The sequence below is a fragment of the Amaricoccus sp. genome (assembly GCF_047602525.1).
In the GTDB taxonomy this organism is placed as follows: Bacteria; Pseudomonadota; Alphaproteobacteria; order Rhodobacterales; family Rhodobacteraceae; genus Amaricoccus.
In genome coordinates this window covers 1,968,915-1,991,214 of the sequence record NZ_JASGHB010000001.1, presented here as the reverse complement: position 1 = coordinate 1,991,214, position 22,300 = coordinate 1,968,915, and the positions used below count along the sequence as shown (strand labels likewise).

The 22,300-nt window shown below is 67.4% G+C and carries 21 protein-coding genes, 1 tRNA gene and 2 pseudogenes; 15 read left to right on the top strand and 9 right to left on the bottom strand.

The window, feature by feature from the left end; all coding sequences use genetic code 11:
- Positions 1–90 precede the first annotated feature (90 nt).
- Positions 91–1,335 (top strand): CaiB/BaiF CoA transferase family protein, encoded by a 1,245-nt coding sequence (locus QM699_RS10330; RefSeq protein ID WP_415011044.1) that lies wholly within the window; start codon positions 91–93, stop codon positions 1,333–1,335.
- Positions 1,336–1,370: 35 nt separating this feature from the next.
- Positions 1,371–1,523: pseudogene (locus tag QM699_RS10325) on the top strand (hypothetical protein); the annotation flags it as partial.
- A gap of 50 nt (positions 1,524–1,573) precedes the next feature.
- On the opposite strand, the gene QM699_RS10320 reads toward QM699_RS10325, so the two are convergent.
- On the bottom strand, positions 1,574–2,362 hold the full coding sequence (locus QM699_RS10320) for a DDE-type integrase/transposase/recombinase (protein WP_415011043.1): 789 nt from the start codon (positions 2,360–2,362) through the stop codon (positions 1,574–1,576).
- A gap of 4 nt (positions 2,363–2,366) precedes the next feature.
- Here QM699_RS10320 and QM699_RS10315 point away from each other — a divergent pair, with 4 nt between their 5' ends.
- The 11 genes from QM699_RS10315 to QM699_RS10265 all read left to right on the top strand — a co-directional run bounded on the left by QM699_RS10315 (position 2,367) and on the right by QM699_RS10265 (position 14,462).
- Positions 2,367–2,648: a helix-turn-helix domain-containing protein gene (locus QM699_RS10315; RefSeq protein ID WP_415011042.1), complete on the top strand. Its 282-nt coding sequence runs from the start codon at positions 2,367–2,369 to the stop codon at positions 2,646–2,648.
- Positions 2,648–3,343, top strand: a complete 696-nt coding sequence (locus tag QM699_RS10310; protein WP_415011041.1) for a DDE-type integrase/transposase/recombinase — start codon at positions 2,648–2,650, stop codon at positions 3,341–3,343. The genes QM699_RS10315 and QM699_RS10310 overlap by 1 nt, the downstream gene beginning before the upstream one ends.
- On the top strand, positions 3,340–3,627 hold the full coding sequence (locus QM699_RS10305) for a hypothetical protein (protein ID WP_415011040.1): 288 nt from the start codon (positions 3,340–3,342) through the stop codon (positions 3,625–3,627). The genes QM699_RS10310 and QM699_RS10305 overlap by 4 nt, the downstream gene beginning before the upstream one ends.
- Positions 3,628–3,894: 267 nt before the next feature.
- A complete protein-coding gene (locus tag QM699_RS10300; protein ID WP_415011039.1) occupies positions 3,895–4,413 on the top strand; it encodes a TRAP transporter small permease in 519 nt (172 codons plus the stop codon).
- Positions 4,410–5,696 (top strand): TRAP transporter large permease, encoded by a 1,287-nt coding sequence (locus tag QM699_RS10295; protein ID WP_415011038.1) that lies wholly within the window; start codon positions 4,410–4,412, stop codon positions 5,694–5,696. Before QM699_RS10300 ends, QM699_RS10295 begins: the two co-directional genes overlap by 4 nt.
- Positions 5,697–5,785: 89 nt before the next feature.
- Positions 5,786–7,456 carry a flavin-containing monooxygenase gene (locus tag QM699_RS10290; RefSeq protein WP_415011037.1) on the top strand — a complete coding sequence of 557 codons (1,671 nt, stop codon included), beginning with the start codon at positions 5,786–5,788 and terminating at the stop codon, positions 7,454–7,456.
- A 1-nt stretch (position 7,457) separates the two neighbouring features.
- Complete coding sequence (locus tag QM699_RS10285) at positions 7,458–9,083, top strand: GMC family oxidoreductase (RefSeq protein WP_415011036.1); 1,626 nt, start codon at positions 7,458–7,460, stop codon at positions 9,081–9,083.
- Positions 9,084–9,155: 72 nt separating this feature from the next.
- Complete coding sequence (dctP, locus tag QM699_RS10280) at positions 9,156–10,172, top strand: TRAP transporter substrate-binding protein DctP (RefSeq protein WP_415011035.1); 1,017 nt, start codon at positions 9,156–9,158, stop codon at positions 10,170–10,172.
- Positions 10,173–10,367: 195 nt separating this feature from the next.
- Positions 10,368–11,156 (top strand): N-acyl homoserine lactonase family protein, encoded by a 789-nt coding sequence (locus QM699_RS10275; RefSeq protein ID WP_415011034.1) that lies wholly within the window; start codon positions 10,368–10,370, stop codon positions 11,154–11,156.
- A 131-nt stretch (positions 11,157–11,287) separates the two neighbouring features.
- Positions 11,288–12,907: a GMC family oxidoreductase gene (locus QM699_RS10270; RefSeq protein WP_415011033.1), complete on the top strand. Its 1,620-nt coding sequence runs from the start codon at positions 11,288–11,290 to the stop codon at positions 12,905–12,907.
- A gap of 296 nt (positions 12,908–13,203) precedes the next feature.
- Positions 13,204–14,462 (top strand): IS3 family transposase gene (locus QM699_RS10265; RefSeq protein WP_415012733.1). Its coding sequence is split into 2 segments (ribosomal slippage): positions 13,204–13,477 and positions 13,477–14,462, totalling 1,260 coding nucleotides; the frame shifts between segments, so codons are not numbered across the junction.
- Here the strand turns inward: QM699_RS10265 and QM699_RS10260 are convergent.
- The 5 genes and pseudogenes from QM699_RS10260 to QM699_RS10240 all read right to left on the bottom strand — a co-directional run bounded on the left by QM699_RS10260 (position 14,454) and on the right by QM699_RS10240 (position 18,106).
- Entirely contained in the window at positions 14,454–14,972 is a 519-nt protein-coding gene (locus QM699_RS10260; RefSeq protein WP_415011032.1) for a hypothetical protein, read from the bottom strand. The two genes, QM699_RS10265 and QM699_RS10260, sit on opposite strands and share 9 nt — an antisense overlap.
- A gap of 172 nt (positions 14,973–15,144) precedes the next feature.
- Positions 15,145–15,297, bottom strand: a pseudogene (locus QM699_RS10255) (DUF6538 domain-containing protein); the annotation flags it as partial.
- Positions 15,298–15,307: 10 nt separating this feature from the next.
- Positions 15,308–16,386, bottom strand: a protein-coding gene (locus QM699_RS10250) for an IS630 family transposase (RefSeq protein WP_415011031.1) whose coding sequence is annotated in 2 segments (ribosomal slippage) — positions 15,308–15,879 and positions 15,879–16,386 — 1,080 coding nt in all. Because the reading frame shifts where the segments join, the coding sequence is not laid out codon by codon here.
- A 300-nt stretch (positions 16,387–16,686) separates the two neighbouring features.
- A tRNA-Gln gene (locus tag QM699_RS10245) sits at positions 16,687–16,760 on the bottom strand.
- A 218-nt stretch (positions 16,761–16,978) separates the two neighbouring features.
- Complete coding sequence (locus QM699_RS10240; RefSeq protein ID WP_415011030.1) at positions 16,979–18,106, bottom strand: alanine racemase; 1,128 nt, start codon at positions 18,104–18,106, stop codon at positions 16,979–16,981.
- Between the two features lie 100 nt (positions 18,107–18,206).
- Between QM699_RS10240 and QM699_RS10235 the strand changes: the two genes are divergently transcribed.
- Positions 18,207–18,545, top strand: coding sequence for a DUF2794 domain-containing protein (locus QM699_RS10235; RefSeq protein WP_415011029.1), 339 nt, complete (start codon positions 18,207–18,209; stop codon positions 18,543–18,545).
- Between the two features lie 103 nt (positions 18,546–18,648).
- Here the strand turns inward: QM699_RS10235 and QM699_RS10230 are convergent, their stop codons facing one another.
- From QM699_RS10230 to QM699_RS10220, 3 genes are all read right to left on the bottom strand, one after another.
- Positions 18,649–19,413: an enoyl-CoA hydratase/isomerase family protein gene (locus QM699_RS10230; protein ID WP_415011028.1), complete on the bottom strand. Its 765-nt coding sequence runs from the start codon at positions 19,411–19,413 to the stop codon at positions 18,649–18,651.
- Positions 19,410–20,198: an exodeoxyribonuclease III gene (locus QM699_RS10225; protein WP_415011027.1), complete on the bottom strand. Its 789-nt coding sequence runs from the start codon at positions 20,196–20,198 to the stop codon at positions 19,410–19,412. The genes QM699_RS10230 and QM699_RS10225 overlap by 4 nt, the downstream gene beginning before the upstream one ends.
- 186 nt (positions 20,199–20,384) lie before the next feature.
- Positions 20,385–21,071 carry a response regulator transcription factor gene (locus QM699_RS10220; RefSeq protein WP_415011026.1) on the bottom strand — a complete coding sequence of 229 codons (687 nt, stop codon included), beginning with the start codon at positions 21,069–21,071 and terminating at the stop codon, positions 20,385–20,387.
- 118 nt (positions 21,072–21,189) lie between these two features.
- Here QM699_RS10220 and ribA point away from each other — a divergent pair, with 118 nt between their 5' ends.
- Entirely contained in the window at positions 21,190–22,299 is a 1,110-nt protein-coding gene (ribA, locus tag QM699_RS10215; protein ID WP_415011025.1) for a GTP cyclohydrolase II, read from the top strand.
- The last annotated feature ends 1 nt before the right edge of the window (position 22,300 follow it).

Genomic DNA, 22,300 nt, shown 5'->3' with positions numbered 1-22,300 from the left:
CCAACCGCTCCTGCTCCTGCCGGGTTCCTGGACGCCGATCCCCGACGACCCCGCGCCGTCCGCCGAGGCGCCCGCCGGGTCCGCTGCGGCATGAGCCCGGAGGCGCCCCGGCCGCTCGCCGGGCTGCGCGTGCTCGACCTGACGGTCGCGCTCGCCGGTCCCTACGGCACGCTGCTCCTCGCGGGTCTCGGCGCCGAGGTCATCAAGATCGAAGCGCCGCAGGGCAGCGACATGGCCCGCTTCAACCCGCCGTTCTATGGGCGCGACGGCATCCACGTCGGCAAGATGCAGGAAGGCGACATCTCGCTGACCATCCTCGCCCGGTCGCGCGCAAAGCGCAGCATCTCGCTCGACCTCAAGGCAGAACGCGGGCGCGACCTGTTCCTGCGCCTCGCCGAGACCGCCGACATCATCGTCGAGAACATGAGCGACGGCACGATGGAACGCCTCGGGATCGACTACGCGCGCGTGGCCGCGGTGAACCCGCGCATCGTCTACTGCTCGATCACCGGCATGGGCCGCCCGAGCCCGATGCCCGGGGTGAAGGCGATGGACATCACGATTCAGGCCCTCTCCGGCGTCATGGACACGACCGGCCAGCCGGACGGGCCGCCCCTCCGCTTCGGCCTGCCGATCGCCGACCTGCTGGCGCCGCTCTACGGCATCATCGGCATCCAGGCGGCGCTGCGCCAGCGCGAGGCGACCGGGGTGGGGCAGCACGTCGAGATCTCGATGCTCGACGCCCTCGCGTCCCTGCTGCCGTTCGAGCACGTCGACGTCTTCCAGAGCCATGGCTTTCCGCCGCGCACCGGCAGTCACCACACCCGCCTCACCCCGTTCGGCGTCTTCCCGACCGCCGACGGCCACGTCTCGATCGCCGCGGCCACCGACGCCTGGGCAGAGCGCGTGTTCGAGGCGATGGGCCGGCGCGAGCTGATCGAGGATCCCCGCTTCGCCACGCGGGGCCCGCGCGCGGTCAACGCCGACGCGGTGAACGCGATGATCGAGGCGTGGACCCGCACCCTCACCACGGCGCAGGTGATCGACGCCCTGGCGACGCAGCGCGGCGTCCCGACCGCTGCGGTGCGCACGGCGGCGGAGGTGATCGCCGACCCGCACCTGCGCGCGACCGGGGCGATCCAGCCGCTCGTCCACCCCGACGCGGGCGAGATCGCCGCCGTCGGCGGCGGCATCCCGATCCGCATGTCCGGCTCGACCGTCGGCCTTGACCGTCCCGCCCCGAAGCTCGGCGCCGACAACGCCGGCATCTATGGCGACCTGCTCGGCCTCGACGACGCCGAGATCGCCAGCCTCAAGGCGGCCGGCGTGATCTGACCGGGGACAGGAGCAGCCAGCCCGGAGCGGGGCGAATGGCCCGACACGACGGGCCGCGAAACGCTCCCTCCGGGCCCGGGCGGCGCGGCGCCGGGCAGCGATCCTGCACCGGGATCGCCGATGCGATCCGCGCCGTCGGCAGGGACGTGCGCGCCGAGCTCCACGAACTCTGGGCGCGGATGCTCTCCACCGTCCTCGTCACCAACACCGACGACCACCTCGAGAACCACGGCTTCGTCTATGCGGGGGACGTGCTGTGCCGCCGAACCGCGCCTGTCCGGCGACGATCACGCGCCGCCCCCGGCGTCGCAGGCGCCCGGCCCGTCGCGGCGATGGCCGGGCGGTCTTGCACGGCGACGGTACGGGCCTCCGCCAAGTTGGCGAAGACCTCCTCGTTGAGACATTCATCGCGCAGTCGACCGTTGAAGCTCTCGCCGAAGCCGTTCTGCTGCGGCTTGCCAGGAGCGATGTAGTGCCAGGCGACGCCGGTCCGGTTGGTCCATTCGAGGACGGCGCGGCTGGTCATCTCGGTGCCGTTGTCGCTGACGATGACAGCGGGCTTGCCGCGGCGGGCGATGAGCGCGTCGAGCTCGCGCGCAAGGCGGCGGCCGCCGATCGAGGTGTCGACGACCAGGGCCAGCGCCTCGCGGGTGAAGTCGTCGACGATCGCCAGGATGCGGAAGCGCCGGCCCCAGTCGAGGGCGTCGCTGACGAAGTCGAGGCTCCAGCGCTGGTTCGGCCCGTCCGGAAGCGCGATCGGCGCTCGCGTCCCGGTCGCGCGCTTGCGGCCGCGGCGGCGCCGTACCGCCAGTCCCTCCTCGGAATAGAGCCGGTAGAGCTTCTTTGTGTTCATGGTGATGCCCTCACGCCGCAGCAGGATGCCGAGGCGTGCGGACAGATTGGCTGAAGTGAATTGACCGGTACGCCGGGCTTTCGAAGGATGGAAGCCATGGTGAAGCACCGATCTCACAGCATCGAGTTCAAGCGCCAGGTCTCCCAGGAATTCCTGGCGGGCGAGACGCTGCACGGGCTTGGCGAAGCGCCACGACCTCTCGCGCAACCTGATCCGGGTCTGGATCGGGAAGTACGAGGCGGGCGCGTTCGACGAGGACGCACAGGCGGCCGACCTGATCCAGGAGTACGAGGCGCGGATCGCGGCGCGGATCGAGGCGCTCGAGCGGCTGGTCGGCCGGCAGGCGCTGGAGCTCGAGTTCGTCGAGGGGGCTCTGCGGCAAGGACGCCTGCCGGGAAGCGAGGTCATGTGCGTGATCGCCGGCCCGACGGCCTCTCCGTCGCCGAAGGATGCCGCCTGATGGGGATCGCGCGGTCGGGCTTCTATGCAAATCCTGCCGCTGCCGCCGACGACACGGCTCTGGTCGAGGCGATGCACGCCATCAGGGACGAGTTCGAGGCCGATGGCTGGCGGAGGATGCAGGCGGCGTTGCGGCAGGTCGGGTGGGTGGTGAACCATAAGAAGGCCAAGCGGTCGATGCGCGAGCACGGCCTGCACCCGGTGAGCCGGCGCCGCTTCGTCGCCACCACCAGCAGCGACCATGACCAGCCGGTCTTTCCCGACCGGACGCGCGGGCTCGCACCGACCTGCGGTCCGAACCGGCCCTGGGTGTCCGGCCTCACCCATGTCGCGGTCACCGCGGGCTTCGTCTGCGTTGCGCCGATCATGGACGCCTGGTCGCGCCGCATCGTCGGCTACGCCATCGGCCGCGGGATCGACGCCCGCCTGGCGCTGGCTGCCCTCGGAGCCGCGATCGGCGCGCGGCATCCACCGCCGGGCTGCATCCATCATTCGGATCGCGGGTCCCAGTATGCAGCTCTCGCCTGTCGTGAACGCCTCGCAGCCGCCGGCCTCGTCGGCTCCATGGGGCCTTGGTCGCCGTCGATCGGCCGGCTCAACGGGACAGTGGGAGGACGAAGCCACCGCCAGGTCGTCGTGCAAGTTTCCGGTCGAGAAGATGGTGCGCGGGACCGCCGTGGCGGCGCCGCGCAGTGACCGAGAACAAGCGGGGCATCGAGATCGCGACCAGCATCGCCGAGATGGTCCGCGCCAGCATCAAGGAGGTCACCGGCCTCAACGCCTCCGCCGGCATCTCCTACAACAAGTTTCCCAGCCAAGATGGCGAGCGACCTCAACAAGCCGAACGGCCAGGCGATCATCACCCCGGCCCGAGGGCCGGCCTTCGTCGCGGCGCTGCCGGTCGCGAAATTCCACGGCGTCGGACCGGCGATCTCCTGCCTTGGAACCGGACCTCGGGCGCGGCCGCAAGCGCTGCCTGACCGCGGCCCTCGGCTAGAGGGCCGATTGATGCCCATGTCAAATATAGGATCGTCCTATGGGGTTCTCAAATCTGGCCTTTGCAGAAACCGAGATCCCGCGCTGATCTTGCCTGTATACATAAAAATGAACAACCGAACGGCTGTTGGGTTAGGAGGCGCCGGAAGCGCCGCTTTGGAGAAGGCGACGCTGGCCAGCGCATGACCGTCTCCAAGGGCAGGGAGCGGGCGAATACGTCTCCGTCGGTCAGGGAGGAGCGAGGGCGTAACATGGGGCGAATCATCAACCGGCTTGAGGATGCGGCGCTGGCGATCGCGGTCGTCTGCGTCGTTTTCCTCATGCTCGCGGTCAGCTATGACGCGGCATCAAGATATCTTTTCAACCATCCGCAGCTGTGGGTGTTTGACGTGGTCAGGTATTACGTCCTGATCGCCACCGTCTACCTGGCGGTGTCGGCCACCTTCCGTCATGGCGACCACATCCAGATCGAACTGTTTCGGGACAAGATCCCGAAGCCGCTGCGCGCCCGGCTGGACGCGGTCTGGTCGCTTCTGGCGGCACTGGCCTTCGCCGTCATGGCCTATGGCGCCTACAAGTCGATGGGCAAGGCCATCCAGCGCAATCAGTTCCTTCCCGGCGATATCGTCTGGCCCGCTTGGATTAGCTATCTGCCGATCGCCCTCGGCTGCGGCCTGATGACGCTGCGCATGATCCTGCACGCCGTACGGATGCTGGTCCATGGCCGGGACGAAGATGTCAGCGGAGAGCACGGGGAATTCGTGGAATGACCGCCCTTACCTTTGTCCTGCTCCTGTTCCTGCTGATGGCGCTGGGGATGCCGATCGCCTTCGCGATGATCGTCGCGGGCGCGGCGGGGATCTTCTGGATCGGCGGCCTGACCGCCGTCGTCGGGGTCCTGTCGCATGTGCCCAAGGAAAGCGGCGGCGCCTATGAGTTCCTGGCCATCCCGATGTTCCTGCTGATGGCCGAATTCGTGCTGCGGTCCGGGGTCGCGGACGATCTTTTCCAGGCCGCCGCCAACTGGTTCGGGCGGGTGCGCGGCGGGCTCGGCATCGCCACGGCGCTGGCGGGGGCCGGCTTCGGCGCGATCTGCGGCTCCTCCACGGCCTCGGCGGCCACGCTGTCCTCGACCTCGCTGCCCTCGATGCTGCGCTATGGCTACGACACGCGCATGGCCTCCGGCGTGGTGGCGATCTCGGGGACGCTGTCCATGCTGATCCCGCCCAGCATCGCCATGGTCGTCTATGCGCTCCTCGCCAATGTCAGCGTGGGCCGGATGCTGATCGCGGGGGTCATCCCCGGCATCCTGGTGACGTTCACCATCGCCCTGACCGTCTGGGTCCTGGCCGTGCGCAACCCCGAGCATGCCCCCCTGAGCGAGCCGGTCAGCTGGCGCGAGCGTATCGTCAGCCTGCGCGGGATCGCCCCCATGGTGATCCTGATGGCGGCGGTCAGCGGCGCGATCTACACCGGCACCGCCACGCCCACCGAAGCCTCGGCGCTCGGCGCCTTCTGTGCCGCGGTGCTGTATTTCCTGCGTGGACGCCGGACCTGGGTCGAGGTCTATGCCGTGCTGGCACGCGCGACGCGCACGTCCTGCATGCTGGCCTTCATCATCATGGCGGCGCATCTCTTCACCACCTTTTTCGCCCTCACCCAGACCACGCAGAACATGGTCGCCTGGGTCGGTTCGCTGGATGTGAACCGCTGGGTCATCGCGATCATCATCATCTTCGTGATCCTGATCCTGGGCTTCTTCATGGACCAGATGGCGATCCTGGTGCTGACCGTTCCGGTCGTGGCGCCGCTGCTCAGCTCGCTGAACTTCGACCTGATCTGGTTCGGCGTCATCAAGATCGTGACCGCCGAGATCGGCCTCGTGACACCACCATTGGGGCTGAACTGCTTCGTCGTCGCGAAATATTCCAAGGTGAAGGTCGGGGATGTGTTCTGGGGGTCGGTCCCGCATGTGATCGCGCACCTGATCATCATCGCGATCCTGGTGGCATTCCCGGCGATCAGCCTGTGGTTGCCGAACCAGATGAATTGAATCCCATGACCCGGCGTGCGCGCCACGCCGAGGCATGCCTTGGCCGCAGGTAGCCCATGGCGCTGCGATACATCCAGAGGGAGGAAGACATGTCCGAGACGAACCAGCCGGCCCCGCCCGCGCGGAAGATCCGTGACGCCATCGTTGTCGGCACCGGCGTCGGAGGGCTTTACCAGCTCTACAAGCTGCGGGAGCAGGGTTTCGACGTGCTGGGGATCGAGGCGGCGGAGACCGTCGGCGGCGTCTGGCATTGGAACCGCTATCCGGGCGCGCGGCTGGACAGCGAGGCCTATACCTACGGCTATGCGTTCTCGAAGGTCCTCCTGGACGAATGGAGCTGGTCCGAGCATTTCGTGACCCAGCCCGAATTGCAGCGGTATTTCAACTTCGTTGCCGACAGGCTGGACCTGCGCAAGGACATCTCCTTCAACACCCGCATCGCCAGCGCCCGCTTCAACGAGGCTTCGACGACTTGGACCGTAACGGCCACCGACGGCCGGGAATTCCATGCCCGCTTCCTGTGCCTGGCGGTCGGCCCGCTGTCCGAGCCGGTCTTCCCGAACATCCCGGGCCGCGAAAGCTTCGAGGGCGAATCCTATCACACCTCGCGCTGGCCGACGACGCCGGTCGATCTGGAGGGCAAGCGAGTCGCCGTCATGGGAACCGGCGCGACCGGCGTGCAGGTCATCCAGGAAGTGTCGAAATACGCCAAGGAACTGGTGGTCCTCCAGCGCCGGCCGCACTGGTGCTCTCCGCTGAACAACAGCCCGCTGTCCGAAAGCGACATGGAGGAGATCAGGAAAAACTATCCCGAGATCATCGCCCGCTGCCGCCAGACCTCGGGCTGGTTCCTGCATGACGCCCCGCCCGTGGATATCATCGGCGTCGACGAGGAAACCCGCAACGAGACCCTGGGCAAGGCCTATTGGCACGGGCGCGGAATGAACTTCCGCTACGGCACCTATCGCGACATCGGTAGCAACCCCGAGGCGAATGCCATCATCTCGAACTTCGTCGCCGACCGTATCCGCGAACGGGTCGAGGATCCCGAGACGGCGGAACGGCTGATCCCCAAGGATTACGGCTATGGCACCCGCCGCGTGCCCCTGGAGACGAAATATTACGAGACCTTCAACAAGCCCAACGTGAAGCTTGTCTCGCTGCTGGAAACGCCGATCGAGCGGGTCACCCCCAAGGGCATCCGCACCACCGAACGGGAATACGAATTCGACGCCATCATCTATGCGACCGGCTTCGACGCCGTCACCGGCAGCTACGACCGGATCGACATCCGGGGCGAGGGCGGCCGCGCCCTCAAGGACAAGTGGAATGACGGTCCCATCACCTATATCGGCATTCAGGTCCACGGCTTTCCCAACATGTTCATGGTCGGCGGGCCGCTGGCCTCGATCGGGAACTTCCCGCCGGCGCTGGAATACAGCTCGAACCTGATCACCGAGTTGTTGTGCCACGCGCGTGATACCGGCAGCGACCGGGTCGAGGCCACCGCCGAGGCCGAGAGCGAATGGACCGACCTGGTGCGCGGCATGGCCGAGAAGCTGCTGTCGGCCAAGGTCGAATCCTGGATCACCGGGGTCAACAGCAACGTCGAGGGCAAGGACAAGCCGCGGGTCATGATCTTCATCGGCAGCGCCGGCGACTACCGCAAGAAATGGCAGGAGATCCAGGCCGACGGCTATGCGGGCTTTGAATTCCTCTCCACCCAGGCCGGGCGGTCGGAACTGGCAGGCGGTGCCTGAAATGGCCGAGGCCTACGACTATATCGTCGTCGGCGCGGGATCCTCGGGCGCGGTGGTGGCAAGCCGCCTGTCCGAAGACCCCGCCACAAAGGTGCTGCTGGTCGAGGCCGGGGGCGAGACCGACGATTTCTGGATCAACATGCCGGCCGGGATCGGCAAGCTGTTCGCGAGCCGCAAGTTCAACTGGTATTTTCATACCGAGCCGGACCCCGGTGTCGGCGGTCGCAAGATCTACTGGCCGCGCGGCAAGGGCCTGGGCGGGACCAGTTGCATCAACGGCATGATCTACATGCGCGGCCAACCCTGCGACTTCGACCGCTGGCGGGATCTCGGAAACGAGGGCTGGGGCTGGGACGATGTCCTGCCCTATTTCATCCGCTCCGAGGCGAACCAGCAAGGTGCCAACACCTTTCACGGCAGCAACGGCCCGCTGAGCGTCACCGACCCCGAATTCCGGCATCCGACCTCGGACGATTTCATCGCGGCCGCGGTGAATGCGGGCATCCCCCGGGTCGACGATCTGAACTCATCGCCGCTGCCCGGTGTCGCCTATCGCCAGTATACGATCAGGAACGGCCGCCGGCACAGCACCTACAAGGCCTTCCTTGAGCCGGTGCGCCAGCGCGCCAACCTGAAGATCCTGACCGATGCCCATGTCTGCCGAGTCCTGTTCGAGGGCGACGAGGCGACCGGCATCGAGGTGCAGCAGGGCGGCGCCCGGCGCGAGATCCTGGCCGCGCGCGAGGTCGTCCTGTCGGGCGGCGCCTTCGGGTCGCCGCAGATCCTGATGCTGTCCGGTATCGGCGATCCCGCCATGCTTGCGCGCCAGGGCATCGAGGCGCGGCTGGACCTGCCGGGTGTGGGGCAGAACCTGCAGGATCACTGGCATGCGGTCTGTTCCTGGCGCTCGACCGAGGAGAGTTCCTACAACGCCCGGCTGCGCGGCATCGGCAAATATCTGGAAGGCATCCGCTATCTGCTGACCCGCAGCGGTTGCCTGGCGATCGGCGCCTCGCCGGTCAGCGCCTATATCCGCAGCGGCGATGACCGCGCCGAGGCCGATATCCAGCTGGCCTTCAGCGCCATGACCTACGTCTATGACGCCTCGGGCAATCCGGTCATCGACCCGTTGCCCGGAGTCAACGGTTCGATGGTGCTGCTGACCCCGGATTCGCGCGGGCATATGGAGCTTGCCTCGGCCGATCCGTTGCAGGCGCCGCTGTTCCACCCGAATTACCTCAGCGATCCGCGCGACATCGAACGTTCGCTGATCGGGTTGCGGATGCTGCGCAAGATCACTGAAACCGCGCCGCTGAGCGCGCGCATCGTCAGCGAGATTTCGCCCGGCGCGAATGTGACCAGCGACGATCAATGGCTGGATTACCTGAAGGCCAAGGGCAACAGTGCCTGGCATCCGGTCGGCACCTGCAAGATGGGCAACGATCCGATGGCGGTGGTAGACGCGCGGCTTCGCGTCCGGGGCGTCCGCCGCCTGCGGGTCGCCGACGCCTCCATCATGCCGTTGCTGGTCGCGGGCAATACCAACGCTCCCTGCATCATGATCGGCGAAAAGGGCGCGGACATGATCCGGCAAGACGCCGCACCGCGCAGGCCCGGTCTGAACTGATACCGCCATGTTCCTTCACGAGCGCAGGCGGGACATGCGTAGCAGAAATCAAGTCAACAGGAGGAGAACCCGATGAAACATCTGTCAGGCATCGCGGTCGCGCTGGCCGTCACGACGATGCTGTCCGGCACCGCCACCGCACAGACCGAGATCAAGGTCACCCACATATTCGGCGCCGATCTGTGGCACTGGGTGGAATGGGGCAAGGTCCTGGTGGACGAGGCTACCAAGAACTCGAACGGCGAGCTGACGTTCACGACTTTTCCGGCCGGTCAACTGGGCAAGCAGACCACCACCGTCATCGACACCGGGCTTGCCACTGCGGGGATCATTCCGCCCTCTTATGAGGTCGAAGCCATGCCGCTGACCGCCGTGGTCGAACTGCCGGGCTTTCACAGCACCTCATGCGAAGGAACGGCGCGGTTCTGGAACGCGGTGAAAGAGGGCGGCGTCCTTTATGAGAGCGAATACAAGCCGCAGGGCCTGCGCCCCCTCTCCGTCGCCGTGATGGCGCCCTATGAGGTGATGACCAGCCGCAAGAAGGTCACCTCGCTGGAAGACTTGCGCGGACTGAAGGTCCGTTCCTCGGGCGGGGCACTGACCAAAACGCTGACCGCGCTCGGCGCCGTTCCGATTTCCACGACGCAGGGTGAAATCTACGACAGCCTTCAGAAGGGCACCGTGGATGGCACCTTCCAGCCCATCGGCACCATCGTCATGGAGGGCATGGCCGAGCTTCTGCGCTTTGCGGCCGAACCGACCATGCTGGGCGGTGGCAGCCTCGTCTTCGTCATCAGCGAGGATACCTGGCAGGAGCTGGATGCGGAATCCCAGAAGGCGCTGTCCGATGCCGGCATGACGGCGCAGAAACATCTCTGCGCCTTCCTCGACGAAAAGCAGAAAACCGTGCGCGAGGAACTCGTCGCCGCGGGGAAAATGGAAATCACGATCATGCCGCCGGAGGAGGTCGAACGCTGGAACGCGATCGGGCTTCCGGTCCAGGACGAATGGGCCGAGATTCTGAACGGCACCGGCCGGCCGGGCACCGAGGTGCTCGAAGCCTATCGCGCAGCTTCCAAGCAGTTTTGATCGGCTGGAAATGGCGTAATCCAGTGCAAAATGGGTTACGCCGGCAATCCTGTATCGCATCGGCCGCAAAACACGAGCGCATGGGCCCCGATGCATCTGCGCGACACTGGTGCAAATTCTTTCCCACATGGTCAGGGCGCGACCCTCATCCGGGAACGACGAGTTTGCCGTTGATGGAGCTGAAAGGAGATTTTGATGCCGAAACTGCGAATGCTGACAGTGGATACCGGCAGATGTCGCGTTCCCAAGGCCCATATGTATGAAATGGCCGAGGGGATGATAGATATTCCCTCACCCGTCAATATAATCGAACACCACAAGCATGGGCTGATCCTGTTTGACACAGGTCTTAATCACGCGATTTCCGATAGCGAGCTGTCGGTCGAGCGCTATGGGTTGGACCTGCACTCTGCATTTGGCGCAAGCCGGGTAACGCGTGATGATGCGATCGACCGCCAGCTGGAAAAATTCGGGTATAAATGCAGCGATGTGAAATATGTGGTATACTCGCATCTTCATGTCGATCATGCCGGCGGCATGACGTATTTCCCTGATGCTTGCCACGTCGTCCAGCACGATGAAATTCGTTACGCTCACTGGCCTGAAAGATGGACCCGGTTTGCCTATTACCCTGGCGATGTATCAATCGCCCGAAACCTGGACATCCTGGAAGTGGATGGCGACGTGGACCTGTTCGAAGATGGTTCGATGAAGCTGATAAAGACGCCAGGTCATGCGCCCGGGCATCAGATGCTGCTGCTCGATTTCGAGAACCGAGGGAGGGTGTGCCTTGGCGCGGATGTTGCGCATACCATCGAAGCTTTCAGCCTGGCCGCCCCGATGCCCTTCGATCACGACCTGACGGCAAACGAAAGATCGCATATGATCGTCAAGCGGTTGAAGAACGCGGGCATACCCGTATATTTCGCGCATGAGATGGCTCATTTCGATGAGCTTTCCAAGGATGGGGTCTATTGGGATTAATCCAGATCTTCAAGAAACCCCGATCGCTCACCTTTCCAGTATCTTTTTCGGCCTGCGGATCGAGTGATCGGTTTGGAATATTTTCCAGGGATGGCCCGGGAATGTCACGATTGGAACCGGAAGAGGTCCAGATGGAACAGTATGACTATATCGTCGTGGGGGCCGGATCGGCGGGGTGCGTACTTGCCAACCGGCTATCGGAAAATTCCGATAACAGCGTGCTGCTGATCGAGGCGGGCGGCTCTGCCGAAAAATTCTGGGTGAACACGCCGCTCGGCACCGCTGCGATCTTCGACGATGAGAAGCTGACCTGGAAATATCACACCGAGGCGATCCCGAATGCTGCCGGACGCAGCATCTACTGGCCGCGCGGGCGGATGATGGGCGGGACCAGCTCGCTGAACGGCATGGTCTATATTCGCGGCAACCCGGCGAATTTCGATGAATGGCGGGATCTGGGAAATGAAGGCTGGGGTTGGGACGATGTACTGCCATTCTTCAAGAAGTCCGAGAGCAATACCCGGATCAGGAATGAATATCACGGCGACAGGGGTCCGCTGACGGTTTCCGATCCGGTGATCCATGCGCCTGTTCTGAAGGAGTATTGCGATTCTGCCGAAAGAGCCGGAATCCACAAGATCGACGATATCAACGCGCCGCCCTATGAAGGGGTCTCGTTCCACCAGTTCACCATCGCGGGTGGACGCCGCGCCAGCACCTACAAGGCGTTCATCGAACCGATCCGGCATCGCAGGAACCTGACGATCCTGATGAACGCGCAGGTGCTGCGGGTAATGTTGAAGGACAAGGCCGCGACCGGGATCGAGATCCAGCAGGACGGCGCCCGCCGGATCATCGCGGCCGGCCGCGAGGTGCTGCTGGCGGCGGGCTCGCTGAACACGCCGCAACTGCTGCTGTTGTCCGGGATCGGGGACGCCGAAAAGTTGCGCGGCTTCGGCATCGAAAGCGTCGCGCATCTGCCGGGCGTGGGCCGAAATCTGCAAGATCACTGGTTCGCGCCGATGGTCTGGCGGGTCAAACCAGGTTTCTCGCTGAATTCGACCCTGTCGGGCTGGCGGAAATATGTCGAGGGTGCACGCTATCTGCTGACCCGGAAGGGAGCGTTGGGGATCTCGCCCGCGCAGGTTTCGGTCATTGTGCGCAGTTCCGAGCAGGAGGTCATTCCGGATCTGCAATTCTCGATGCGGCCGATTTCGTATCATTTCGATGTGAATGCCAGCAAGATGCATATTGATCCTTATCCGGGCATCAGTGCGGGGGTTGTGCTGCTGAACCCGGAATCGCGCGGCTGGATCGAATTGAAATCCCCCGATCCGCTGGTTCCGCCCCTGATGCAGCCCAACTATCTCTCGGCACCGCGCGATGGCATGCGCACGATTGCGGGGATCCGAGAGATGCGAAAGATCCTGGCTTGCGATCCGTTGGCCTCGCATGTCGAACGTGAGATACTTCCTGGATCGGACGTCAATAGCGACGAGCAGCTTTTGGGGCATACTGCCAATAACGGCGCCTGTGGCTGGCACCAAGTTGGCACCTGCAAGATGGGCCGCGACCCCGAGGCTGTGGTCGATGCCCAACTGCGCGTGCATGGAATCGGGCGACTGCGGGTGGTGGATGGCTCGATCATGCCGACGATCACCACCGGCAACACCAACGCCCCCTGCATCATGATTGGGGAAAAGGGCGCGGACATGGTCCTGCGCGAAAGCCAGGAAAGACAGGCCCTGTGAATAGGGGAAGAAAGTATCCGGGCGCGGCAAGTTCAAAAGACCTAGCCAAACTGGAGAGCAACGTTTGTGCCGGATCACCATGTAATCGTCCCTCAGGCGAGGCTTTTATGCGGCTGAGATTATGGGTATCCACCGAGGTTGCCACCGCAAGGCAGGAATAGAGTGGTCGGCGCTGCGATATGCGGGATCTCCGCGACGCCCGCCATCAGTCACGCCCGATCCTGCCGCGGTTGCGTTCCGTCATGCGCTTGACCTGCCCCCTTCCTGATCCCTCGATTTGAGTGAGAGTCCGCCACCTGAAGGAGACGGACGAGAAGAAGAGCAGGTTTAGCGAAGCGCAGATCATTGGCGTGCTGCGCAAGCAGGAGGCGGGCGGGACGACCGACGAGGTCTGTCGTCGGCACGGGATCAGCCAGCAGACCTTCTACCGATGGAAGGCGAAGTATGGCGGCCTCGAGGTGTCGGATGCGCAGAAGCTGAAGGCGCTCGAGGACGAGAACCGGCGGCTGAAGAAGCTGCTGGCCGAGTCGATGCTGGATGTGGCGGCGCTGAAGGATCTGCTGGGAAAAAACTGACCGGGCTCGCAGCGCGCCGGGAGGCCGTGCTCCGCCTGATGGCCGAGCGCGGGCTTTCGCAAAGGCGCGCCTGCGAGCTGGTCCGGATCGATCCCAAGACCGTGCGCCGGGAGCCCGAGCCTGGCGACGGCGACGTGCGCGAGCGGCTGCGGAGCCTGGCGGCGGACCGGCGCCGCTTCGGCTACCGGCGGCTCGGCATCCTGCTCGAGCGAGAGGGCATCACCATGAACCGCAAGAAGCTCTACCGGCTCTATTCCGAGGAGGGGCTGGCGGTGCGCCGCCGGCGCGGCCGCAAGCGGGCGACCGGGACGCGGGCGCCGGTGACGCTGCCGGACGGGCCGAACCAGCGCTGGAGCCTCGACTTCGTCTCCGACGCCCTCGACTGGGGCCGTCGCTTCGCTCGCCATCGTCCTCGGACCGATGGCGGACAATGGCTCGCCCTCGCGGTCGTCGACGACTTCACCCGCGAGGCGCTGGCTCTCGTGGTCGACACCTCGATCGACGGCGGGCGTCTCGCGCGCGAGCGCGACGCGCTCGTCGCCCGCCGCGGCAAGCCAGCCGTCATCGTCAGCGATCGAGCCATGGGAACGCCACTGGTCCGAGAGACCATGGCGAGGGGCACCGAGATGACCAGCCGCGCCATCCTCGAATGGACCAACCGATCGGGCATTGCCTGGCACTGCATCGCGCCGGGAAAGCCGCAGCGGAACGGCTTCGTCGAGAGCTTCAACGGCCGGCTGCGTGACGAGTGCCTGAATGAGGAGGTGTTCGCCAACCTCGCCGAGGCCCGCACGACCATCGAGCGCTGGCGGCTCGACTACAACCTCGTCCGGCCCCACTCGGCGCACGGCGGCCTGACACCGGATGCGGTTCGCCAGGACCCCGCGGCCGGCCGGCTCCGCCACACCAACCGCTCCGCCGGCCGCCCGCTACCGTCGGCGACGGAGGTCCGCTATCAAAACCAAGGGCTCTCACAATGATCGAGGGACCGGAGGGGGGCACGTCACGTGGTTTCGCCCGTGCCTGACCGGCAGCCGCCGCATGAACAGGAGAAGGTCGACGAAATCTGCCTCGGTCAGCGACGACAACGACACGTTGCCCCAGAAATCCAGCGCCATCCGCTTCGCGGCGCGCGCATGGTTCTGGTTGTCCCGCGACCCCGCGTACTTCCGCTCGATCGCGGCGTCGAAGGCAGCCTCGACCGTGACGCCGCGCCCGGTCATCCGCTGCCGCGCCTCGCTGACGATCTGCGGCGGGATGCCGGCGCGGTCGGCGCTTTCCTCGACGGTGTCGCCCTCCTCCAGGCGCTTCTCGAAGGCGTTCACCTGCCGGACCGCTGCGAAGGAGCGGGCGTAGAGCCGCTGCCGGACGTCCGCATCCGGGGATGGATGGTAGCCGAGCGCCAACGCCGCCTCGGCCGCCGGCGCCTTCGCACGCGCGTGGTCCCGGCGCGCAGCGTCCTCCTTCAGCCCGGACTTTGCCTGCTCCATCCGCTCGAGGACAGCCTGCGCCTCTTCCCTGGTCCGGGCCAGGCTGCCCTCGGCCTCGTGGATGATCCGGGAGAAGCTCCCGGATCAGCACCTCGTTGACGATCTGCTCGATGGCGCTGGCCGGCAGGGGCCTTCCGCTCATCATGTTCATGTCGACCCACCTCCATGCCGTCTCGAGGGCAGGCAGCAGCCGGAGGCTCCGCGCGGCCGCCTCGGCGAGCGAGGTGGTCCGCAAAGACAGACAGCAGACGGCCCGGACCCCGAGGATCCTGAAGCGCTCCGGGACGCGCTTGCGGAAGTACCAGACCGCGCCGCGGCGGGTCATACCACCGGCCTTATGGATTGACCTTCGCCCACTCCCTTGATGCGATCGATGCGATGACTGCTGGCTGTGTCGCGAAGCGGTTCCATGCGTCGCAGCAGGCATCGACGATGGCGTCGTAGTCGTCGAAGACGCTGATCGCGAGCCAGTTGGCGCGGAGGTATTGCCAGACGTTCTCGACGGGGTTCAGTTCGGGACTGTAGGGCGGCAGCACGAGGAGGGAGATGTTGTCGGGGACGACGAGGCCGCCTCCGCCGTGCCAGCCGGCACCGTCGAGGACGAGCACGGCGTGGGTGCCGGGCGCGACGGCGCCGGCGATCTCGGCGAGGTGGGCGTTCATCGCGGGGGTGTCGGCGAAGGGCATGACGAGGCCCGCCGCCACGCCGCGATCCGGGCAGACCGCGCCGAAGATGTAGGCCCACTGGAAGCGGGTGTCGCGCGGCGCCCTTGGCCGGGTGCCACGCTTCGCCCAGATGCGGGTGAGCGTGCCCTGCTGGCCGACCCTTGCCTCGTCCTGGAACCAGATCTCCAGCGGCTTGCCCCGTGCCGCCTCGGGCAGCGCCGCGGCTACCGCGTCGGGGAAGCTTTTTTAAACCCCTCCTGGGCTTCGGGATCGGTCTTCGGATGCCGCGGACGAACCGACAGGCGCCGGTAGCCGAGCGCCGCCAGATACTTGCCCACCGTCCGCTCGTGCACCTCCACCCCGAACCGCTCCGCGATCCGTCGCCCGAGATCCTGCCGCCGCCACCGCACCACCCCGTCCCCCACTGGAACGGGCGCCGGGTCGGGACCCGCCTCCACCCAGGAGGCGAACTCGGCCATCTGCGCCGGCGACAGCCGTCGCGGCTGCGCCCCGCCCCGATGGTTCGAGAGCCCCGCCAGCCCCTCGGCATTGTAGCGGTGCACCCAGTCCCGCAGCGTCTGCCGGTCCATCCCGCAGGTCTCCGCCGCGGTCTGCCGATCGACCCCCTCCAGTACCAGCGCGATCGCCAGCATCCGCCGCGCCGCCTTCGCATCCCGGCTCCTGCCAGCCGCGCGCCTCAGCTCCGCCGCCGTCAGCTCCCTTCTTGTCACCTGCACCGCCGCTGACATCCCCAGCCTCCTCCTGCCTCGACCGCAGTGAGTCAGAGATCAGCCGAATTGGGAATCCCAAGAGAGTCAGAAAGCGCGGCCGGTGGTATCAGATGCCGGATCGAGGAGATGTGCTTTTTCTGTTGGGCGGGCGCTGCGGCACGCGACGAGTCGCCCCGCCGTCCGACCTGTCCCGCGGCTGCCGCATCGCCGCTTGTGCTACAGTCTGTGCTGCAGCCTTTGTCACACGGCGCCGGATTCGCGAGCCACCCCTCGAGTCGGGGACATAACTCGCAGAAATCGCTGAATTTTCGGTAAAAATGGCTGGGGAACCTGGATTCGAACCAGGACTAACAGAGTCAGAGTCTGCGGGTCTACCGTTAACCTATTCCCCAGTGCCCGGGCTGCATACCGCCTCGCCGGGGTGAGATCAAGGGCGGTTTCCCGCGATTTTGACGACAACTTCGGGCCAAAGGATCCGCAGTGCGGACGGCATCCCGCCGAGCCACGGGCGCTGGTCCCGATCGCGCTGACACGCCCCAAGGGCCGGGTGCGACGGTCGCGAAACGCATCCCGCGCGTGGATCCAGACCTGCGCCCGGAGGCTCACGGCGTCACCAGCCGCTGAACCGGGGCCATTTCTCCGCGACCGCGCCGGCACGCAGCACCTCGTAGTGATCGTATTGCGCCGCGGTCGCGCAGGCGTGGTTCGGCAGCACCCGGAGCCGCGCGCCGATGGCCAGCTCCGGTGTCGGGGCGCCGCTGCCCGGGCGGGGCGCGACGATGCCGTGCTCCTGGTTCGCGCCGATCACGATCAGGTCGTCGTAAGGCGAGCCGTCGAGCCGGCAGACCACGCCATAGCCCTGGTCGACCGCCTGGGTCGCGGTGCCGCGGTCGCGCGACATCGCCATCCAGCCGGCATCGGTGATGATCCAGCCCTTTTCCGGCTGGTGGCCGATCACGGTCGCGAGCACGCTCAGCGCGATGTCGTCGGTGCCACAGACCCCGACCCCCGCCTGGAACAGGTCGAAGAACACGCAGACCCCGGCGCGAAACTCGGTCAGCCCGTCGAAGCCCGTGGCGCTCATCAGTGTCGGCGTCGAGCCGACGCTGACCACGGGGCAGGGGTGTCCCGCCGCCCGCAGCGTCGCCGCCGCCCCGACCACCGCCGCGCGCTCGGCCTCGGCCGCCGCCTCCAGCGCCGCGCGCCCGCGTGCGCCATAGCTCTCGCCCGCGTGGGTCATCACCCCGCGCAGCTCGGCCGCGGGCTCGAGCGCCGCCGCGATCGCCCGCAGCAGGCCGGCGTCGCCGGGCCGGACCCCGGAGCGGTGCCCGTCGCAGTCGATCTCGATCAGCGCCGGCAGCCGGTCGCCCGGTCGGGAGGCCCGCGCCACCGCCTCGGCCTGCGCCACGCTGTCGAGGATCACCGCCAGCTCGACCCCGCGCGCGCGCAGCGCCAGCACCTCGTCGAGCTTCTGTGGCGCGATGCCGACGCCGTAGAGGAGGTCGGTGACGCCGGCGTCGGCAAACCGCTCCGCCTCCTTCAGCGTCGAGACCATGGCCGGGCCCGCGGGCGACAGCATCTGCCGCCGCGCCACCTCCACCGACTTCGCGGTCTTCAGGTGCGCGCGATAGGTGACGCCGGTCCCGGCCAGCCGGCCGTGGATGCGGGCGATGTTTGCGAGCATCCGCGCCTCGTCGAGGAGCAGGCACGGGGTGGGAAGCGTGTCGAGGCCCTGCATGATGCCCTGATGCTAGCGCCGCGGGGCGTCATCCTCAAGACGGTCAAGCAATCGCAGGCGCGCGCTTGCAAAACCTCCGGCGCCCGGTCATGCTCGCGTCATGATCGGCAGCTCCGAGATCGCCCAGTTCCCGAGCCCTCCCGACGCGGTCGCCTTTCATCGCACCGAGCTTTCCCTCATTCTCGGCCTCTACGGACGGGCGGTCGCCGCCGGCGTCTGGCGCGACTACGGCATCTCGATGCTGAAGGAACAGGCGATCTTCTCGATCTTCCGCCACAGCGCCGAGCGGCCGCTCTACCGGATCGAGAAGCACCCCCGGCTTGCCGGCCGACAGGGACAGTACATGGTCGTCGCCATGGACGGCCGCATCCTGCGCCGCGGCAACGACCTCGCCCACGTCCTGCGCGTGCTGGACCGCGCGCTGATCCGCTCGGTCTGACTCCGACGCACGCCGCCCGACCACGCCGTCCGGCCTTCCTCCTGCGGAAAATACTCCCGCCGGAGGCATCCGAACGCGCAGCGCGCTCCACGCTCGGCCGGTGTCAGCGCCCGAGAAACCGCGGCGCCCGCTTCTCCCGCTGCGCCGCCAGCCCCTCGGCGTGGTCCTCGGAGGCGAAGCACGCCGCGATCCGCGCCCGGGCCGCGTCAGCGTCCAGCGTCCCCGCGACGATTTCCCGCAGCGTCCGCTTCATCCCGCGCACGGCGAGCGGTGCGAGACCGGCGATCTCCGCCGCGATCTCCTCCGCCCGCGCGGACAGCCGGTCGGGCGCCACCAGTTCGTCGACGAAGCCTGCCGCGAGCAGGGCCGCCGCGTCGAAGCTCTCGGCGCGCAGGAACATCCGCCGTGCCACCTGCGACCCCAGCCGGTCGACCGCCCGCGCGATGCCCGCCGGCTCGTAGTGGATGCCGAGCCGGGCCGGCGGCACGAAGGCGCGCATCCCCTCGACCCCCACGCGGAAGTCGCAGGCGAGCGCCAGGTCGACGCCGCCGCCGTAGACCCCGCCGTTCAGCGCCGCGACGACCGGCACGGGAAAGGCGTCGAGCCGGTCGCAGAGCGCGCCGAGCGGGTTTGCGCCGCCAAAGCTGCCGCCCGCCACCTCGCCGAGCGCCGCACCGGCGCAGAACGACCGGCCGCGCCCGGTCAGCACCACGACGCGCAGGGCCTCCCGGTCCTCCCAGTCGGCGAGCACCGCGTCGAGCGCCGCGATCCCGGCCCGGTCGAGCGCGTTGTGCGCCTCCGGCCGGCTCAGCACGATGCGCCCCACGGCGCCGTTCCCGTCCGGCCCGTCCAGCTCCGCCTCGATCATGCCTCGAACTCCGCGAAGACCGGCGCATGGTCGCTCGGCCGGTCCCATCCCCGCACCGCGCGGGCGATGCGGCTGCCGCCCGAACGCGCGGCGAGATCCGGTGTCGCCCAGATGTGATCCAGCCGGCGCCCCTTGTCCGCCGCCGACCAGTCCGCCGCCCGGTACGACCACCACGAGTAGAGCCGCCCCGTCGGCAGGTGCGCCCGCGTCACGTCGACGAAGCCGCCCGCGCCGCGGATCGCTTCGAGCGCCGCGACCTCGACCGGGGTGTGGGTGACGACGCGCAGGAGCTTCCGGTGGTCCCAGACGTCGTCCTCGCGCGGCGCCACGTTGAAGTCGCCGACGAGGATCGCGCCGTCGCGCGGCGCCTCTGCGAAGGCGGCGCGCACCGCGTCGAGAAAGTCGAGCTTCCGGCGGAACTTCGGGTTCAGCACCGGGTCGGGCAGGTCGCCGCCCGCCGGGATATAGAGGTTGTGCACCACCACCCCGGAGGGAAGCCGCGCCGCCACGTGCCGGGCGTCCTGCGGCAGGCCGAAGTCGAGCGCCGGCGCTTCGTCGAGGGGCAGCCGCGACAGGATCGCGACGCCGTTGTACCCCGGCTGTCCCCGCGCGACGACATGGGCATAGCCGAGCGCACAGGCCGCCGCGAGCGGCAGCTTGTCCACCGGCGATTTCGTCTCCTGCAGGCAGAGCACGTCCGGCCCCTCCTCGCGCAGGAGGCGCAGCACCGTCTCCTCGCGGAGGCGGAACGAATTGATGTTCCAGCTGGCGATCGTCACCGTCATGCGTTCGCAGCTACCGCGTCGCCGGCCGCGGGGCAAGCGGCGCTCCACCGGGTCCGTGCGGGGCGCCGCGGTGCGGGGGCCCGGCGTCGCGGAGGGGGCTTTCCGCCCCCTCCTGGCCTTCGGCCAGTTCACCCCCGAGAGTATTTGTCGCCAAGAAAAAGTCCCTGGCCCGGGGGGCGGGGCACGTCAGGGGACGAGGCGATAGCCGCCGGGCTCGGTCACGAGGATCTGGGCGTTTGCCGGATCGGGCTCGATCTTCTGGCGCAGGCGGTAGATGTGGGTTTCCAGCGTGTGCGTCGTGACGCCGGCGTTGTAGCCCCAGACCTCGTGCAGCAGCGTGTCGCGCGGCACGACGCTCGCCCCCGAGCGGTAGAGGAACTTCAGGATGTTCGTCTCCTTCTCGGTCAGGCGGATCTTCTTCTCGTGCTCGTCGACGAGCAGCTTCGCCGCCGGGCGGAAGCTGTACGGCCCGACCCCGAACACCGCGTCCTCCGACTGCTCGTGCTGGCGCAGCTGCGCCCGGATCCGCGCGAGCAGCACCGGCAGCTTGAACGGCTTCGAGATGTAGTCGTTCGCGCCGGATTCGAGCCCGTGGATCTGGTCGCTGTCGGTGGTATGCCCGGTCAGCATCAGGATCGGGCACTTCACCCCCTGCTTGCGCATCAGCCGGCACAGCTCGCGCCCGTCCATGTCCGGCAGGCCGACGTCGAGGATGACGAGGTCGTAGACCTGTTCGCGGGCCCGGGACAGGCCGCCCTCGCCGTCGCCGGCCTCGAACACGTCGAACTCCTCGGTCGCCACGAGCTGATCCGCCAGCGCCTCGCGCAGGTCCGGATCGTCGTCCACCATCAGGATTTTCTTCACGACGCCCATGGCTCGCCTCCTTTTTGCCCGATCGACCTGTTGGTTTTCCCGTCCATCCGCAATATTTCCCTCCTTGGCCTCACGGCAGTGTGTCTCCGGACACGGGAATGTTTCAGGGGAGGGTGGCATGGGCCTCGGGCTGGACGCGGTGGAGCGCCTCGCGCGGGCGCGCTCCGACCTGCGCATGGGCGCCGGGATCGTCATCCTCGGGCCGGAGCCGGCGCCGGGCGAGGCCGGCGGCGGGCTGGTCCTCGCGGCCGAGACGGCGCCGGCGGCGCGGCTCGACGACCTGCGCGGGCTCGGTCCGGTCGATCTCGCCATCACCGACTGGCGGGCCGAGACGCTGAAGGCGCGGGCCTACGACCGCGACCTCGCCCGCGTCGCGCTGCCGGCGGACGCGGGCATCGAGTGGGTTCGCGCGACGGCGAACCCGGCGGCCGATCTCGACTGGCCGATGAAGGGGCCCTATCTCACCCGCCGCGGCGGCGACGCCAGCCTGCACCGGGCGGCGATCGCGCTGCTCAAGGGGGCGCACCTGCTGCCCGCCGCGCTCGTCGTCGTGCTGCCGGTGGCGGAGGCGGCGGCGCTGGCGGCGGCGCACGGCCTGTCGTGCGTGGCGCTTGCCGACGTGCCGCCCGAGCCGGTGGCGCCGGTGCTGGTGGAGATCGCCGCGGCACGGGTGCCGCTCGCGGTCAGCGAGGCGGGCCGGGTGCGGGTGTTTCGCCCGCGCGACGGCACCGAGGAGCACTATGCGGTGGAGGTGGGCGCCGCCGACCGGGCGCGGCCGGTGCTCTGCAGGCTGCACTCCGCCTGTTTCACCGGCGACCTGTGTGGCAGCCTGAAGTGCGACTGCGGCCCGCAGCTGCATGCGGCGCTGGAGCAGATCGGCGCGGGCGGCGAGGGCGTGCTGCTCTACCTGAACCAGGAGGGCAGGGGGATCGGCCTCGCCAACAAGATGCGCGCCTATGCCCTGCAGGACCAGGGCTTCGACACCGTCGAGGCGAACCACCGCCTCGGCTTCGAGGACGACGAGCGGGATTTCCGTCTCGGCGCCAACATCCTGCGCACCATGGGCTTCCGCGAGGTGCGGCTGATGACGAACAACCCGCGCAAGGTGGCGATGATGGAGGGGTGCGGCCTGCGCGTCGTCGAGCGCGTGCCGCTCAAGGTCGGCCGCACCCGCTTCAACGCGGGGTATCTCGCCACCAAGGCGGCCAAGAGCGGCCACCTGCTGTGAC